This window comes from Nocardiopsis suaedae, from assembly GCF_027706745.1.
Lineage (GTDB): Bacteria > Actinomycetota > Actinomycetes > Streptosporangiales > Streptosporangiaceae > Nocardiopsis_A > Nocardiopsis_A suaedae.
The window spans coordinates 18,978-34,821 of sequence record NZ_JAQFWP010000071.1 but is presented as its reverse complement, the minus strand read 5'-3'; the positions used below and the strand labels follow the sequence as shown (position 1 = coordinate 34,821).

Annotated in this window: 16 protein-coding genes; 9 read left to right on the top strand and 7 right to left on the bottom strand. The window is 73.7% G+C overall.

Annotated features, from left to right (window positions below):
* Nucleotides 1-38: 38 nt before the first annotated feature.
* The gene (locus O4U47_RS26560; RefSeq protein WP_270680716.1) at nt 39-1,952 is read right to left on the bottom strand and encodes an ABC transporter ATP-binding protein; all 1,914 of its coding nucleotides are present in this window, start codon (nt 1,950-1,952) and stop codon (nt 39-41) included.
* Between the two features lie 162 nt (nt 1,953-2,114).
* Nucleotides 2,115-2,708 carry a flavin reductase family protein gene (locus tag O4U47_RS26555; RefSeq protein ID WP_270680715.1) on the bottom strand — a complete coding sequence of 198 codons (594 nt, stop codon included), beginning with the start codon at nt 2,706-2,708 and terminating at the stop codon, nt 2,115-2,117.
* A 108-nt stretch (nt 2,709-2,816) separates the two neighbouring features.
* On the opposite strand from O4U47_RS26555, the gene O4U47_RS26550 reads away from it, so the two are divergent.
* The 3 genes from O4U47_RS26550 (at nt 2,817) to rpsN (ending at nt 4,406) form a co-directional block, all read left to right on the top strand.
* A complete protein-coding gene (locus O4U47_RS26550) occupies nt 2,817-3,776 on the top strand; it encodes a threonine ammonia-lyase (protein WP_270680714.1) in 960 nt (319 codons plus the stop codon).
* Between the two features lie 84 nt (nt 3,777-3,860).
* Nucleotides 3,861-4,097, top strand: a complete 237-nt coding sequence (gene rpmB, locus O4U47_RS26545; protein WP_270680713.1) for a 50S ribosomal protein L28 — start codon at nt 3,861-3,863, stop codon at nt 4,095-4,097.
* Nucleotides 4,098-4,100: 3 nt separating this feature from the next.
* Nucleotides 4,101-4,406, top strand: coding sequence for a 30S ribosomal protein S14 (gene rpsN, locus O4U47_RS26540; RefSeq protein WP_270680712.1), 306 nt, complete (start codon nt 4,101-4,103; stop codon nt 4,404-4,406).
* 822 nt (nt 4,407-5,228) lie between these two features.
* On the opposite strand, the gene O4U47_RS26535 is transcribed toward rpsN, so the two are convergent.
* On the bottom strand, nt 5,229-5,471 hold the full coding sequence (locus O4U47_RS26535; protein ID WP_270680711.1) for a hypothetical protein: 243 nt from the start codon (nt 5,469-5,471) through the stop codon (nt 5,229-5,231).
* A 147-nt stretch (nt 5,472-5,618) separates the two neighbouring features.
* Here O4U47_RS26535 and O4U47_RS26530 point away from each other — a divergent pair, with 147 nt between their 5' ends.
* A complete protein-coding gene (locus tag O4U47_RS26530; protein WP_270680710.1) occupies nt 5,619-6,059 on the top strand; it encodes a pyridoxamine 5'-phosphate oxidase family protein in 441 nt (146 codons plus the stop codon).
* Nucleotides 6,060-6,101: 42 nt separating this feature from the next.
* Here O4U47_RS26530 and O4U47_RS26525 read toward each other — a convergent pair whose 3' ends face one another.
* Nucleotides 6,102-7,730: a flavin-containing monooxygenase gene (locus O4U47_RS26525; protein WP_270680709.1), complete on the bottom strand. Its 1,629-nt coding sequence runs from the start codon at nt 7,728-7,730 to the stop codon at nt 6,102-6,104.
* 192 nt (nt 7,731-7,922) lie between these two features.
* On the opposite strand from O4U47_RS26525, the gene O4U47_RS26520 reads away from it, so the two are divergent.
* The 4 genes from O4U47_RS26520 to O4U47_RS26505 all read left to right on the top strand — a co-directional run bounded on the left by O4U47_RS26520 (nt 7,923) and on the right by O4U47_RS26505 (nt 11,306).
* Nucleotides 7,923-8,645, top strand: coding sequence for an FMN-binding negative transcriptional regulator (locus tag O4U47_RS26520; RefSeq protein WP_270680708.1), 723 nt, complete (start codon nt 7,923-7,925; stop codon nt 8,643-8,645).
* Nucleotides 8,646-8,750: 105 nt separating this feature from the next.
* Nucleotides 8,751-10,169: a PTS ascorbate transporter subunit IIC gene (locus tag O4U47_RS26515; RefSeq protein ID WP_270680707.1), complete on the top strand. Its 1,419-nt coding sequence runs from the start codon at nt 8,751-8,753 to the stop codon at nt 10,167-10,169.
* A 70-nt stretch (nt 10,170-10,239) separates the two neighbouring features.
* Nucleotides 10,240-10,539 (top strand): PTS sugar transporter subunit IIB, encoded by a 300-nt coding sequence (locus O4U47_RS26510; protein WP_270680706.1) that lies wholly within the window; start codon nt 10,240-10,242, stop codon nt 10,537-10,539.
* Nucleotides 10,530-11,306: a sugar isomerase domain-containing protein gene (locus O4U47_RS26505; RefSeq protein ID WP_270680705.1), complete on the top strand. Its 777-nt coding sequence runs from the start codon at nt 10,530-10,532 to the stop codon at nt 11,304-11,306. Before O4U47_RS26510 ends, O4U47_RS26505 begins: the two co-directional genes overlap by 10 nt.
* Before the next feature lie 54 nt (nt 11,307-11,360).
* On the opposite strand, the gene O4U47_RS26500 is transcribed toward O4U47_RS26505, so the two are convergent.
* Complete coding sequence (locus O4U47_RS26500; protein WP_270680704.1) at nt 11,361-12,137, bottom strand: sulfite exporter TauE/SafE family protein; 777 nt, start codon at nt 12,135-12,137, stop codon at nt 11,361-11,363.
* Nucleotides 12,138-12,420: 283 nt separating this feature from the next.
* On the opposite strand from O4U47_RS26500, the gene O4U47_RS26495 reads away from it, so the two are divergent.
* Complete coding sequence (locus O4U47_RS26495) at nt 12,421-13,494, top strand: nitronate monooxygenase (protein ID WP_270680703.1); 1,074 nt, start codon at nt 12,421-12,423, stop codon at nt 13,492-13,494.
* Between the two features lie 22 nt (nt 13,495-13,516).
* Here the strand turns inward: O4U47_RS26495 and O4U47_RS26490 are convergent, their stop codons facing one another.
* Both O4U47_RS26490 and O4U47_RS26485 read right to left on the bottom strand, forming a co-directional pair.
* Nucleotides 13,517-14,875 (bottom strand): hypothetical protein, encoded by a 1,359-nt coding sequence (locus tag O4U47_RS26490; RefSeq protein ID WP_270680702.1) that lies wholly within the window; start codon nt 14,873-14,875, stop codon nt 13,517-13,519.
* A gap of 67 nt (nt 14,876-14,942) precedes the next feature.
* Nucleotides 14,943-15,800 carry an alpha/beta fold hydrolase gene (locus tag O4U47_RS26485; RefSeq protein WP_270680701.1) on the bottom strand — a complete coding sequence of 286 codons (858 nt, stop codon included), beginning with the start codon at nt 15,798-15,800 and terminating at the stop codon, nt 14,943-14,945.
* Nucleotides 15,801-15,844 lie beyond the last annotated feature (44 nt).

The following is a 15,844-nucleotide window of genomic DNA, read 5'->3' as shown; positions in this document are numbered from 1 at the left end:
TACCCGCGCTGCTCTGCGGGGCGGTGCTCGTCGGCGGGTCAGGCCGGGTCGAGTGCGGGGGAGGAGGGCGCGTCCGCACCGGCCGCCGCCTCGGCGGTCGCGAACTGGGTGCCGTGCAGCTCGCTGTACCGGCCGCCCGCCGCGAGCAGCTCCTCGTGGGAGCCCTGCTCGGCGATGCGGCCCTCCTCGACCACCAGGATCCGGTCGGCCGCCTGGATCGTGGACAGCCGGTGGGCGATGACCACCGCCGTGCGCCCGTGCAGCGCCTCGGCCAGGGCCTCCTGCACCGCCGCCTCGGAGGTGGCGTCCAAGCTGGAGGTGGCCTCGTCCAGGATCACCACGCGCGGGGAGGCCAGCAGCAGCCGGGCGATGGTCAGCCGCTGCCGCTCGCCGCCGGAGAAGCGGTAGCCGCGCTCCCCGACGATGGTGTCCAGGCCGTCGGGCAGCCCGGCGACCAGGCCGTCCAGCCGCGCCCGGCGCAGGGCGTCCCACAGCTGCCCGTCGGTGGCCTCGGGGGCGGCGAAGCGCAGATTGGCGCGGACGGTGTCGTGGAACAGGTGTCCGTCCTGGGTGACCATGCCGACCGAGCGGCGCAGCGACTCGGCGGTCAGCTCGCGCACGTCCGCCCCGCCGACGCGCACCGACCCGGAGTCCACGTCGTACAGGCGCGGGATGAGCTGGGCGATGGTGGACTTCCCGGCGCCCGAGGAGCCCACCAGGGCCACGGTCTCGCCGGGCGCCGCCCGGAAGGAGACCCCGTGCAGCACCTGCCCCTCGTCGCGGTCGTCCAGGTCGGCGACCTCCTCCAGCGAGGCCAGGGAGAACGCGGACGCCTTGGGGTAGCCGAACCCGACCCCGTCGAACTCCACGTCGGCGGGGCCCTCGGGGACCGGCCGCGCGTCGGGGCGCTCCTTGACCAGCGGCTCCAGGTCGAGCACCTCGAAGACGCGGCTGAAGCTGACCAGCGCGCTCATGATCTCCACGCGGGCGCTGGCCAGGGCGGTCAGCGGCGCGTACAGGCGGGTGAGCAGCAGCGCCATGGAGACCACCGAGCCCGAGTCCAGGCCGCCGGTGAAGACGTAGTAGCCGCCCAGGCCGTAGACCAGGGCCAGGGCCAGGGCGGAGACCAGCGTCAGGGCGGTGAAGAAGACCTCCTGCACCATCGCCGTGCGCACCCCGATGTCGCGCACCCGCCGCGCGCGCGTGACGAACTCGGCCGACTCGTGCTCAGGGCGCCCGAACAGCTTGACCAGGGTGGCGCCCGGGGCGGAGAAGCGCTCGGTCATCTGGGTGCCCATGGCGGCGTCGTGGTGGGCCGACTCGCGCTCCAGACGCGCCAGGCGGGAGCCCATGCGCCGGGCGGGGATCAGGAAAAGGGGCAGGAGCAGCAGCGACAGCAGGGTGATCTGCCAGGAGATGTTAACCATCACGACCAGCGTCAGCAGCAGCGTCACCAGGTTGCTGACGACGCCGGACAGGATGTCGCTGAACGCGCGCTGGGCCCCGATGACGTCGTTGTTCAGCCTGCTGACGAGGGCGCCGGTGCGGGTGCGGGTGAAGAAGGCGACCGGCATGCGCTGCACGTGATCGTAGACGGCGGTGCGCAGGTCCAGGATCAGGCTCTCGCCCAGGCCCGCCGACAGCCAGCGGTTCAGGAGGCCGAAGCCCGCCTCGCCCAGGGCGATGAGGGCGATGAGCGCGGCGAGGCCCACGACCAGGCCCATGTCCTGGCCGTCGATGATGGCGTTGACCACGCGACCCGCCAGCACCGGGGTCGCCACCGCCAGGACCGCCAGGACGACGCTGAACACCAGGAAGGCGCCGAGCCGCACGCGGTGCGGGGCGGCGAATCCGAGGATGCGTTTCAGCGTCTCCTTAGAGAAGGGGCGCTTGTCCTGTTCCGCGTGCATCGCCGTGTACAGCGAGTGCCACGCGGTCATCTCCATGCTCATGTCCCGCTCACCGGCCTCTCGTGGGTCAGCGCCCTCGGGCGCGCTTCGCACGAGAACATTAGGACCTTGAGTTAACTTGAGGTCAATGGCCGGGGCGGGCCCACGCGAAGGGGCGTGTCCGGAGCCCCTCGGGATTCCCCCTCCCGAGGGGCGCGCTCGCGGTTACGGGCGCCGGGTGGGCCGGTCCACGGCCACGACACCGCCCAGCGTCCCCCATTCGTCGCGGCCGAGGCGGGACAGCGGCCGCAGGCGTGTCACCTCCGGGTGGGCGCCGTCGAGGGCGGACTCGTCCACCGCCACGTGCACGACCCGGCCGAACACCACCGTGGAGTCGCCCAGCAGCAGCGTCGAGTGCAGGCGGCACTCCAGGGCCACCGGGCTCGCGGCCACGCGCGGGGCCTTCACGACGGCGCCCGGCTCGCGCGCCAGGCCGGCCGCGTCGAACTCGCTCTCGCCCCGCTCCAGCGGGGCGGAGGTCGCGTTGACCTGCTCCAGCAGCGGCTCGGGGGCGAGGTTGACGGTGAACTCCCCGGTCTCCTCGATGTTGCGCAGGCTGTCCTTGCGGCCGACCGAGGTGAACTGCACGATCGGCGGCTCGGCGCAGGAGACGGTGAAGAAGGAGTGCGGGGCGAGGTTGTCGCTCCCCGAGGCGGAGACCGTCGCGACCCAGGCGATGGGGCGCGGGACGACGACGGCCGTGAGCATCGTGTAGAAGGCCCGCCCGGGGAGGTCCTCGGTGGTGAATTCGGTACGCATCCCCTCCATTATCGGCGGGGCGCCTATGGCCGTGTGCGGTGCGATCCCCGGCAGGAGGCCGCGGGGCCCACCGGGTCCGCGGCGCCTGTGAGGGGAATGGGAACGGGCATGGAACGCAGTGGCATCGAGCTGATCACATTGGCCGACGTGCAGGCGGCCGCGGGACGGATCCGGCGCAGGGCGGTGCGCACGCCGCTTCTGTCCTGTCCCTGGGCCGAGGGGCGGCTGTGGCTCAAGCCGGAGAACCTCCAGCCCATCGGGGCCTTCAAGATCCGCGGGGCCGTGAACGCCGTGCGCGCGCTGCCCGCGCGGCGCAAGGCGGCCGGCGTGGTCACCCACTCGTCGGGCAACCACGGCCAGGCCCTGGCCTTCGCCGCGCGGTCGGAGGAGGTCCCCTGTGTCGTCGTGGTGCCCGAGGGGGCGCCGAAGGTGAAGCTGGACGGGATGCGGCGCCTGGGCGCCGAGATCGTGCCCGTCCCTCCGGCGCGGCGTTCGGAGGCCGCGGACGACATCGCCCTGCGGCGCGGCATGGTGCTGGTCCCGCCCTTCGACGACCGGGAGGTGATCGCCGGGCAGGGCACGGTGGGGCTGGAGGTCGTGGAGGACCTGGGCGGCGTCGACACCGTCGTGGTGCCGGTGGGCGGGGGCGGCCTGGCCTCCGGGACGGCGACCGCGGTCAAGGGGTTGCGGCCGGACGTGCGGGTGGTCGGGGTGGAGCCGGAGCTGGCCGCCGAGACCGCCGAGGGGCTGGGGGAGGGGCGCCTGGTGTCCTGGAGCCCCGAGCGCACCGGGAGGACCGTCGCCGACGGGGTCCGGGTGGGGCCCTCGGAGCTGACCTTCGCCCACATGAAGGAGCGCCTGGACGGCATCGTGACGGTCGCCGAGGAGGAGATCGTGCACGCGATGGGGGTGATCGCGCGGGAGGCGCGCGTGGTGGCCGAGCCCAGCGGGGCCCTGGCGGCCGCGGCCCACCTGGCCGGACGGGTGCGCGGGGAGGCGGTGGTGGCGGTCGTCTCCGGCGGCAACGTGGACCCGGTGCTGCTGCGCCGTGCCCTGGACGAGGGGTGAGGGGCTCTCGCCCGACAATGAAAACGATTATCATTCTGGTGTAGGGTGGGCGGGTCCGGAACGACCCGAGAGGACGTGCTGTCCATGTCACGCGTGTGCCAGGTGACGGGCAAGAGGCCCGCGTTCGGCAACAACGTCTCCCACTCCCACCGGCGCACCCGCCGCCGGTTCGACGTCAACCTGCAGACCAAGCGGTACTGGCTGGAGTCGGAGCGGCGCTGGGTGCGCCTGCGGGTGAGCACCAAGGGGATGAAGGTCGTCGACCGCAGGGGCATCGAGCGGGTGGTCGCCGAGATCCGTGCGCGCGGGGAGAAGGTCTGAGCCGTGGCCAAGAAGAGCAAGATCGCCAAGAACGAGCGCCGCAAGGAGGTCGTGGCGCTGTACGCCGAGCGCCGGGCCGAGCTGAAGAGGATCATCGCCCACCCGGACACCGGTCCCGACGAGCGCGCCGAGGCCGTGCAGGCGCTGGCGCGCCAGCCGCGCGACGCCAGCCGCACGCGTGTGCGCAACCGCGACGCGGTGGACGGGCGTCCCCGGGGGTTCATCCGCAAGGCGGGGCTCTCCAGGATCCGCTTCCGCGAGATGGCCCACCGGGGCGAGCTGCCCGGCATCACCAAGTCGAGCTGGTGAGGGCCGAGCGGAGCTGAAGCCGTCCCCGCCCGTGGCCCTGGCGGGGAGCAGGACACCCGGTCGGCGCCTCAGGGGTGCAGGCGCCGACCGGGACCCCGGCAGAGCACGGGGAAAGCGGCGACGACGCAGTTCAGCGCCCCTACCTGCTGTCCCGTCGTCCGCCGGGCTCCTCGCGGTCCGGGTGATCGCTGTGAGGGCGCCCGAGAGGCGCAATCCGGGCATGGCGGGCGCGGATAGGGGTGGCCGGCGGTCCTGCGTGGCGGATTCGCCGCGCGCGATCGCCACCCCTCTCCGTCGTGCCCGATGTGCCAGGAGCGTCCGGCCCCGGGGGTCCTATCGGGCGTTCAACGCGGCCCCGGGGCAACGAGTGTGCACTTTCGACCACTCTCACCTGCCCAAAGTGCACTTTCCTGCACACTCGATGCCCGGACCGGACCCCGCGCGCCCGGCACGCCCCGAACACGCTCCCGCCGGGGCGCCTGCCCGCACCGCAAGGGACCCGCCGGACGGCGAGCAGGGCCGGGGAAGCGCCCGGCTCACGCCGTCGCCGTCCATCCACCTGGCACTCCGGTGGCCCGCCGCCCGGCCGGGGTCCGTCAGCGGGGTACCGGCCGCGCCGCCCCGCCCGCACCACGAGGAGCCCGCCGGACGGCGAGCAGGGCCGGGGAACCGCCCCGCTCTGGCCGTCGCCGCCATCCACAGTGACCGCGCACACGCCGTGCAGCCGACGACGGTGCAGGTGGGGCCGTTGACCTCCGTCGTCGCCGACCTGTGGCGCCGTACGCCTCGGTGGCCTGGTCGCGGGGTGCGAGCGTGGCGCTCTCAGGCTGTGTGGCCGACAGGGTCGCGGGGGGACGCGGCGGGCACGGTCGGCGTGGTCGACGCGGTCGGCGCTGTGGCATCCGGGGCCGCCGAAGGCGTGCCCGGGCGCGGGACGCCCGCCTTGTCGTCGAGGCGGTTCTGGACCGCCTCGTTGGCGATGTAGGCGATCGCGCCGAGTACGACCAGGGCGATCCCGCCGAGGGTGACGGCGAGGACGGTGGTGATCAGGGCGATGTCGACCATGAGCGGCCTCCTATGGGGGTGGCGCGGTCGGGGCGGGGCGCCCCGCACCTACGAGAGTAATCACCGTTCACTGAAGTTCGCACCGTTCCTGGAAGTGAACCGCGTCATATCTTCGCCTGGATCGGGCCCGCCGCGTAGGTTCGGGTCATGGCCGAACTGAGCGAGGTCCAGTCCGTGATCGACCGGGGCGGCCACCGCGCCGTCGTCTCCGCCGTCCGCGCCGACGGGTCGGTCCAGTCCAGCCTCGTCGCCGCAGGACTGACGGAGCACCCGGTGACCGGGGAGCCCGCCGCCGCCTTCACCACCGTCACCGGCGCGGTCAAGCTGCGGCTCCTCAGGGCGCGCCCGCAGGCCTCACTGGTCTTCCAGGCCGGCTACCACTGGGCGAGCGTGGCCGGGCACACCGACCTGATCGGCTACGACGACCCCTACGACGGCGTCGACTCCGCCCACCTGCGCGCGCTCCTGCGCGAGGTCTTCGGCGCCGCGGGCGGGACCCACGACGACTGGGCCGAGTACGACCGGGCCATGGAGGAGGAGCGGCGCACCGCCGTCCTCATCCGCCCGGACCGCGTCTTCGCCATGTGAGGGCGGGACGGGGGGACGGCGAGGGCCCTTCGGGGCCCCGGTTCACGCCCGGCTGAGGCGGAAGCCTTCGTAGCCCGAGGCCGCCACGTCCTCCAGCACGTCCCGGTACACGTCGACCCCACCCGGATACGGCATGAACACGCGGGGCTTCCCGGGCACGTTGGCGCCCATGTACCAGGAGTCCGCGCGCGGGAACAGCGTGGCCCCGGCGACCTCCTGCACGTGGGCGGACCACCGCCGCTGGGCCTCCGGGTCGGCTTCGACGACCTCCGCGCCCCGCTCGCGCGCCGACGCGATCAGGTCGGTGATCCACTCCACGTGCTGCTCGATCGAGACGACCATGTTGCTGAGCACCGACGGGCTCCCCGGCCCCGTCACCGTGAACATGTTCGGGAACCCGGCCACCGCCAGCCCCAGGTGGGCTGTGGGCCCCTCGGCCCAGGCCTCGTGCAGGCGCAGCCCGCCCCGCCCGCGCGGGTCGACGGCGGTGAGGGCACCGGTCATCGCGTCGTAGCCGGTGGCCAGCACCAGGTCGTCGGCCGGGTAGGCGCCGCGGGCGGTGGCGACCCCGTCGGGCGTCGCCCCGGCGAGCGGCTCGGCGCGCAGGTCCACCAGGCGCACCCCGTCGCGGTTGAAGGCGGCGTAGTACCCCGAGTCGATGCACGGCCGCTTGGTGCCGAACGGGTGGCTGCGCGGGGCCAGCGCCTCGGCCGTGGCCGGGTCGTCGACGGTCTCGGCGATGCGCTCGCGGATGAAGTCGGCGGCGGTCGCGTTGGCGTCCGCGTCGGTGGTCAGGTCGTTGTAGGAGCGCAGCATCCCGAACAGGCCGCCGCGCTCCCAGGCGTCCCAGTAGGTGGCGGTGCGCTCCGCCTCGGGCACCTCCAAGGCGGACCGGTCGGCCTTGCGCCCGGGGATGCCCGTGGGCGATCTCCGGGCCTGCGCCCGGTGCTCGCGGTAGCGGCGCTTGACCGCCTCCTGCTCGTCCGGGGCGAGCGGGCGGTCGTTGGCGGGCAGGCTGAAGTTGGCGGTGCGCTGGAAGACGGTGACCTCGGCGGCCTGCTCGGCGATGACCGGGACGGCCTGGATGCCCGAGGACCCGGTCCCGACGACCGCCACCCTGCGCCCGGTGAAGTCCACCTCCCCGTGGGGCCAGCGCCCGGTGTGGAGGACCCGCCCCTGGAACCGGTCCAGGCCCTCGATCCCCGGGGCCTTGGGCATCGACAGGCACCCGGTGGCCATGACCAGGTACCGGGCGGCGTAGGTGGTCCCGCCGTCGGTGCGCACGCGCCAGACCCGGTCGCCGCCGTCCCAGGCGGCCGCGGCCGCGCGGGTGGCCGTGCGCACGTCCCGGCGCAGGTCGAACCGGTCGGCCACGTGCTCGATGTAGGCCAGGATCTCGGCCTGGCCGGGGTAGCGGCGCGTCCACGACCACTCCTGCTCCAGGGCGGGGTCGAAGGAGTAGGAGTAGTCCATGCTCTCCACGTCGCAGCGCGCGCCCGGATAGCGGTTCCAGTGCCACGTGCCGCCGATGCCCGAGCCGGCCTCCAGGGCCAGTGCGCACAACCCCAGGCCGCGCAGCCGGTGGAGCAGGTAGAGGCCGGCGAAGCCGGCGCCGACGACCAGGACGTCGAGGCCGTCGGGGGCGGTCGCGGGGTGCGGAGAGGACGGCATGCGGCGCCTCCGGGGGCTACGGCGTCGGGCGCGGCCGAGGGGGCGGCGCGCGTGGCCCGAACGTAATTCGGTCCGGTACGGGGGTCAACGGCCCTCGATCCCTGGCCCCGGCCCCCGTCCCTGTGCCGCCAGGGGAACCGGTATGTACGATGGGGAAAGATTTTTGCACTAGTAGATAGTGGAGGTCTCGCCGTGTACGTGCCCGCGCACTTCCGTGCCCCCGAAGGAGCCGTGGAGCGCCTGCTGGGCGCGCAAACCGCGGCCGACCTGGTCACCGCCGACGGCGGCGGAGACGGAGGCGGCGGGTTCGACGCCACCCCCGTCCCCTTCGTCCACGTCCCGGACGGCGGCGGGGCCGGGCACGGCAGGCTCGTGGGCCATCTCGCGCGCAACAACCCCCAGTGGCGCGCCGCCACCGAACACGGAACCCCGGCCATGGTCATCGTGCGCGGCCCCGACGCCTACGTCTCGCCGTCCTGGTACCCCTCCAAGCGCGAGCACGGGCGCGCGGTCCCCACCTGGAACTACGTCACCGCCCACGTCCACGGGCGACTCATCGCCCACGACGACGCGGAGTGGACCGAGTGGGCCGTGCGCCTGCTGACCGAGCGGCACGAGGGCGGCCGCCCCGACCCGTGGTCGGTCGACGACGCCCCGCGCGCGTTCACCGAGGGCATGCTCCGGGCCATCGTCGGCATCGAGGTGCGCATCGACCGGATCGAGGGCAAGTGGAAGCTCGGCCAGAACCGCCCCGAGGCCGACCGGGCCGGAACGGTGGCCGGGCTGCGCGGCGAGGGCGGCGCGCAGGGAGCGGCCGTCGCCGCGGAGGCGGAGCGCCTGGAGCGCCTGGAGCGCATGGGGAGCGCTCCGCGCGGTGACCGGGCGTCCGGGGCCGCGCACACTGCGGAACTGTGATGTGATCGGGGCCACTTCGAGACCGGGGCTCCCCAGAGTGGGAGGCCGGTATAGACCGGTCGGGAGTGAGCGGGCGCGGCCCGCCGCCCGGCTGCGGAGGCGCCCATGGAGACCGTGCAAGCCGTCCTGATCTGGATCGCCGACAACGTGTTCGGCCAGGTGGCCATCCTCATCGGCCTGATCACCCTGCTGGGGCTGGTCCTGCAGCGCAAGCCGGTCGAGGAGGTGGTCGGGGGCGCCCTCCGGGCGGTCCTGGGGATCGTCATCCTGTTCGTCGGCATCGAACTGTTCACCGGCGGCCTGGGCGACTTCCAGACCATCGTCTCCAGCGCGGTGGGAGCCGAACCGCCCGCCGCCCAGAACACCCTGGACGGGTTCCTCGGCGAGCACGGCGGGACCGTCGCCCTGGTCATCACTCTGGGCTTCGTCCTGCACCTGCTGCTCGTGCGCGTCTTCCCCGCCGCCCGCAACGTCTACCTCACCGGCCACCTGATGTTCTGGGTGAGCGTGGTCATCACCGCCTGCCTGGTCGAGGCGTTCGGCGATCTGCCGCAGGCGGCCCTGGTGGCGAGCGGATCGGTGCTCATCGCCTGCTACTGGACCCTGCAGCCCATGTGGATCGCGCCGTTCATGCGCAAGGTGACCGGCCGCGACGACTTCGGGCTGGGCCACACCACCTCCACGCTGGCGCTGCTGACGGCGGTGGTCGCCAAGCCCCTCGGCGACCCCGAGCGGCACGGCACCGAGAAGCTGAAGCTGCCCCGCCGCCTCTCCTTCTTCAAGGACGTCAACGTCAGCACCGCCCTGGTGATCGGCGTCATCCTGCTGGCCGCCATGGCGTTCGCCGACCCGGCCACCGTCGCCGAGGCCGCGGCCGCCTACGACGAGAACATCGACCCCTGGGCCTGGGGCGTCATCGCCGCCTTCCGGTTCGCCGCGGGCATCGCCATCCTCCTCTACGGCGTGCGCATGTTCCTCGCCGAGATCGTCCCCGCCTTCAAGGGGGTGGGGGAGAAGGTCGTCCCCGGCTCCAAGCCCGCCCTGGACATCCCCACCGTCTTCCCCGCCGCCCCGACCGCGGTGATGATCGGGTTCGTCGTCAGCACCGGCGTGTTCCTCGTCTTCCTGGGCGTCTTCGCCGCCACCGGGTGGTTCACCCTCGTCCCGCCGATGATCATGCTGTTCTTCGGCGGAGGGGCCGCCGGGGTCTTCGGCAACGCGGTGTCCGGGTGGCGCGGCGCCGTGGCCGGGGGCGTGCTCAACGGCGTCATCCTCGCCGTCGGACAGGCCGTGGTGTGGGGCATGCTCTCGGGGACCGCCCCAGAACTGGCCACCCTCGCCGACGCCGACTGGTACGCGATCACCGCCCTCCTGCTCGGCCTGGGCGCCGTACTGCCGGGAGTGTGGCCGGTGACGGCGCTCGTCGGCGCGGTGACGGTGGGGCTGCTCACCTGGCTGTCGCTGCGCGCCCGGCGGAAGGAGCGCGCGCGGGACGAGCGCACACCGGACACCCCGGGAACGTAGATCGCAGGACGCCCGCCGCCCCGTGCGCGGCGGGCGGGAACCACTAGGGTCGACCGGAGAAGAGGCGACGATGGCGCGTTCGAACCCCCTGACGGTGCTCACCGTGTGCGGCGTAGGGATGGGGAGCAGCCTCATCCTGAAGATGACCGCCGAGGGGGCACTGAGCGACCTGGGGGTCCAGGCCCGCGTGGAGAACGCCGACCTGACCACCGCCCGGGGCATGGCGGCCGACGTCGTCATCGGCCAGGGCATGCACATGGGCGAGATGGAGGGCACCGCCCCGGTGGTGGTCGCGGTCGACGACTTCCTCGACCGCGAGGGCCTGGCCCGCGAGCTGCGCGGGCCGCTGGAAGAGCAGGGATGGCTGTGACGCACACCGAGGAGGAGCGGATGGACGCCTACCACGGCGGCGGGGACTTCGGGGCCCGCATGCGCGACCGGCTGGAGGAGGTCCAGCGGGCCAACGCCGACGTGCTGGAGGAGGTCGCCGCCCTCGTGGTCGAGCGGGCCGTCCGCGGCGACGGCATGGTCCTGGTGGCGGGGTCGGGCCACTCGATGATCGCCGTGGCCGAGGCCTTCTTCCGCGCCGGGGGGCTGGCCCCGGTCAAGCCCCTGTACCACCCGGACCTGCTGCCCCTGCACGGCGCCGCCGCGGCCACCGCGGCCGAGCGCCGGAGCGGCCTGGCCGACGAGGTCCTGGACGGCGCCGGGGCCGATGCCGACCGGGGCGACCTGCTGTTCGTGTTCTCCACCTCGGGGGTCAACCCCTACCCGGTGGAGCTGGCGCGCGGGGCGCGCGGGCGGGGGCTGCCGGTGGTGGCCTTCACTTCGCGGGCGTGCGCGGCGGCCGCGCCGCGCCGGGCGGGCGGCACCCTGGCCGAGGATGCGGGCCTGGTGGTGGACACCCTGGTCGACCCCGGGGACGCGGCCTACCCCCAGGCCGACCCGGTGACCGCGCCGCTGTCCAGCCTGGCCAACTCCTACCTGTGGAACCTGCTGCTGGCCTCGGTGCACGACCGGGTGCGCAAGGAGGACCTGGAGCCGCCGCTGTGGCGGTCGGCCAACATGCCCGGCGGCGACGAGGCGAACCAGCGTTTCTTCTCCCGGTACGGGCCGCGCGTGCCGGAGCTGGGCTGAGGGGGCCCCGGCGGCCGGCCGCCCGGCACAGGACCGGCTCAGCGCAGGGCGGGCTCAGCGCAGGGCCGACACGAACAGATGGGCGGCCAGCGCGAACCCGGCGAGGGAGACGGCCCACCGCAGCGGGCGCTCGGGCAGGCGGCGCACCAGCGCCGGGCCCAGCGCGCTGCCCAGGAGGCACCCGCACGCCAAGGCGACCGCCGCCCACCAGTGCACGGGCGCCAGGAAGGCGTAGGAGACCGCGGCGATGAGGTTGGCGGCGCCGGTGGTGAGGTTCTTCAGGGCGTTGGACACCGCGAGCGACTCGTCCAGGGCGACGCTCAGCAGCGCCAGCATGAGCACGCCCGCCGCGGCTCCGAAATAGCCGCCGTAGACGCCCACGAGCGCCACGGACACCCCCAGGACCGCGGGGCCTGAGCGCCCGCCCTTCCGCCCGCCGCGGGCGGCCGCGCGCGCCGCGAGGCGGCGCACCGTGTCGCGGCCGATCAGCAGGAGCGACCCCAGGGCGATGAGCCAGGGCACGATGAGCTCGAACACGCCTTCGTCGGTGTTGAGCAGCAGCCAGGCGCCCAGGGCCCCGCCCCCGGCGGCGAGCGCGCCCAGGCGCATGATGCGTCCGCGCTGTCCGCGCAGCTCGGCGCGGGAGGCGGCGGCCGAACCGACGGTGGTGGAGAACAGCCCGACGGTGTTGGTGACGTTGGCGGCGATGGGCGGAAGCCCGACCGCCAGGAGCGCGGGGTAGCTGAACAGCGAGGCCAGGCCGGCGACCGAGCCGACCAGCCCCGCGGCGAACCCCGCGGCGGCGAGGAGGGCGGCGGCTGCGGGGTCCATGCGCTCCTCCTCCGGTCGGCCGGAGGGCGGGCGCCCGGCCGGTACGTCATCCGATTATGGGACATCTCCCGGCCGTGCGGACGGGCGGGGTCCCGGGCCCCGCCCCTGGGGAAAGGGGGCGGGACACCGGGTGCCCGCCGGGTCACACCCTGGAATTGAGGGTAGCCTCATTTTCTCTCGATGGCGAGAGAAAGTGGCGGGTCCGGCCGACCGGCCCCGTTGCGCACCCCGGCACCGGGTGTGGCAGGCTGCTGGCGCAACCGGTGGAGGAGGTCGTCCGAACGTGGGCCAGGACGCAGCGCAGACCGTGGTGACCAGTACTTTCGCGGCCCCGGGGACGGTTCCCGTGGTGGGCGCCCCGATGGCCGGAGGGGCCAGCACCCCCGAACTCGTGGCCGCCGTCAACACGGCGGGCGGCTTGGGCTTCCTCGCGGGCGGCTACAAGGGCGCCGACGCGCTCGCGTCCCAGATCGCGCGCACGCGCGAGCTGACCGGCCGCCCCTTCGGCGTCAACCTGTTCGTGCCCGGCGAGGACACGGGCGACCGGGAACGGGTGGCGGGCTACGCGCGCGGCATCGCCCCCGACCTCGAGGCGCTGGGCGCCGAACCGGGCGAGCCCCGGTGGAGCGACGACGGCTACCCGGCCAAGCTCGCCCTGCTGATCGACGACCCCGTCCCGGTGGTGAGCTTCACCTTCGGCGCCCCGGACCCCTCGGACGTCGCGGCCCTGCACGCCGCGGGGAGCGCCGTCATGGTGACGGTCACCACACCGGCCGAAGCGCGCGCGGCCGCCGGGGTCGGCGCCGACGCCCTGAGCGTCCAGGGGGCCGAGGCCGGAGGCCACCAGGGCTCCTTCGACGACGCCGAGGAGCGCACCACACCCCTGCTCGACCTGTTGTCGCAGGTGCGCGAGGAGGTGGACCTGCCGTTGGTCGCGGCCGGGGGCATCGGCGACGCCGCGGCCGTGCGCAAGGTCCTCTCCCACGGCGCCGTCGCCGCCCAGGTCGGCACGGTCCTGCTGAGGACGCCGGAGAGCGGGGCCTCCGAGACCCACAAGCGGGCGCTGGCCGACGAGGTGTTCCCCGGCACCGCGGTGACCCGGGCCTTCAGCGGCCGCAGAGCGCGCGGTCTGGTCAACCGGTTCCTGTCCGCCCACACGTCCGAGGCCCCGGCGGCCTACCCGCAGGTGCACTACCTGACCGGCCCCATGCGCAAGGCGGCGGCACAGGCGGGCGACACCGCCCGCCTCCACCTGTGGGCGGGCACCTCCTACCGCGCGGCCGAGGAGCGCCCCGCCGCCGAGGTCGTGCGCGCCCTGGCCGAAGGAGCGGACGTCACCGAGCCCGGCCGCACCTGACCGGGCGCCGTACTCCGGCCTCCTAGTCCGGCACGTACATGCGGATGTCGTCCACACGGGCGTCGCCCTCGTAGAAGTTCATGTGCGGCTGGCCGATCAGGAAGTGGTCGGGGTAGGCCGACCCCTCGGGCCAGACGTTCTCGTCGGTGTACGTGCCGTTGTCGGAGGGGTAGCTCCACGTCCGGTCGTAGGCGCCGCCGTACTCCTCCGGCGTCCTGTTGTAGTGCCACACCGGGTGCTCGCCGTCGTCGAACGGCTGCACGTAGCGCAGTGTCCGCTCACCCACGTGGCGGAACTCGCCCGACACCTCCAGCACGTAGCGGCCGTCGCGCCGCTCCACTGCGAACCGGTAGTCCTGGCGCGGCATCGCCTCAGGGAGCAGGTCGGCCTGGCTGACGATCCCGCCTGCGTACTCCGTCCCGCACTCGCTGTGCATCAGGTACTCGGTGCCGGGCTGGTTGCCGTAGCGCCGGTCCGGGGTCATGAACAGCATGTTGACCCCGTTCCCGCTGCCCCACTCGTACGGCTGCAGCTCGCCGGTGGAGGCGTCGCAGTAGCGCAGCCCGTTCCCCGTGTACCGGTACCGGTTGTAGCCGTCCATCACCACCTTGCGGTGCGTATGGACGAAGACGTTGTTGTGCGGCGCCGGACGCTCGTAGTCCATGATCGACAGGAAGTAGAACCCGTTGGAGTCGCGGGTGACGTCGTACCACTCGCATTCGGGAGGGGAGAAGTCCCCCGAGCCCGCCCATGGGAAGTTGGTCTTGCAGTCCGAGGGCGCGTACCCGTTCACCTTGCCGTCGTAGTCCCATTCGCCGTCGCGCCGGCCGCCGAAGTCGACCGTCTTCAGCTTCACCTCGATCCGGTACTCCTCGGGCAGAGCGTCGGTCGAGCGCACGATGACCGCGCCGTGGTGGTCGGGGTTGTCGAACAGCCCCGTCGGCCCGGCGCCCGGCAGGACGTCCCTGCCGAAGGACGGCGCACCCTCCTTCGCGCCGCCGCCCGTGTCGCGCGTGGCGAGTTCGGCCGTGAGCCATCCGCCCTCGCCGAACGCGAAGGAGCGGCGGTACAGGTCCACGCCCTCCAGGTGGCGGTCGAAGTCGTCGCCGCCGATGGTGCGGAAGTAGCCGCCGTCGTTGTCATAGCCCCCGGCGTCGTACGGGCTCCCGGGCCCGTCCTGATCGGGGAACCACCCGGTGTCGCCCCGGGGAGCGAACCGGGAGAAGTCTTCAGCATGGACCAGGCGCCACCCGTCGGCGCGGTCCTTCCCGGCGTGCGCCTCCTGTCCGCCCGCGCCCTGGGCGTCCGCCGCAGCCGCGCACGGAAGCAGCGCGACGGCGGCGAGCGCCCCGGCGGTCCAACGTCGTCCGCCCGTTCCCATAACGGCCTCCCATAGCTCCGCCCCCGGAGCCTCAGGGTGACCGAGAGCCGCCCGCCCGGCCAGGGCCTCACCCGCGCTTGAAGTGCTCCAGGATCGCCGGGATGACCCGCTCGGGGTCCTCTTCGGGCAGCCAGTGCGTGGCGTTGTCCAGACGCACGTACTCGTACGGCGCCTCGACCCAGTCGCCCGTCTTCTCGGCGGCCTCAGGGCCGAACGCCCGGTCGCCCTCGCCCCACATGTACAGCGTGGGCACCTGCACCGCGCCCGCGTCGGCCGCGTCGCCCTCCAGAGCGCGGTACCAGCTCAGCGCCGCCGTCAGCGCCCCGGGCTCGGACAGTCGGCGCACGTTGTCCTCGACCAGCGGCTCGGGAACGCGGCCTTCGTAGACGCCCCGCAGCGTGGCCGCGTCGTCCTGGAGGAGCACCTTCTCGGCCTTGCCCTCCATGCGGAACAGTCCGATGTAGGACAGCTTCTCCTGCTGCTGCTTGGAGACGCGCACGACCTCATTCAGCGCGCGCGGGTGCGGGGTGGACAGCACGGTCAGGGTTCGGATGCGTTCGGGACGGCGGAACGCCACAGGCCAGGCCAGCACGCCGCCCCAGTCGTGCGCGACGAGGTGGAAGCGCTCGTACTCCAGGGCGTCGGCGAAGCCGAAGACGTCCTCGACGAGTTCGTCGACGGTGTAGGCGGCGGTGCCCTCGGGCCGGGCGCCCGGGGAGTAGCCGCGCTGATCGACGGCGACGGCCCGGAACCCGGCCCGCGCGGCGGCGGCGAGCTGCTCGCGCCAACAGGTCGAGAACTCGGGGAAGCCGTGCAGGAACAGGGCCAGGGGGCCGTCGAGGGGCCCAGCCGCCAGCGCGTCGAAGGACATCCCGCGGACGCTGAGGGGGGTCTGCTCGGCGCCGCCGGAGAGGTGGGGGTCCATGGCGCTCCTCGCTCGAAAGGGTCGAAAGGTTCCGGTAGAGCTCG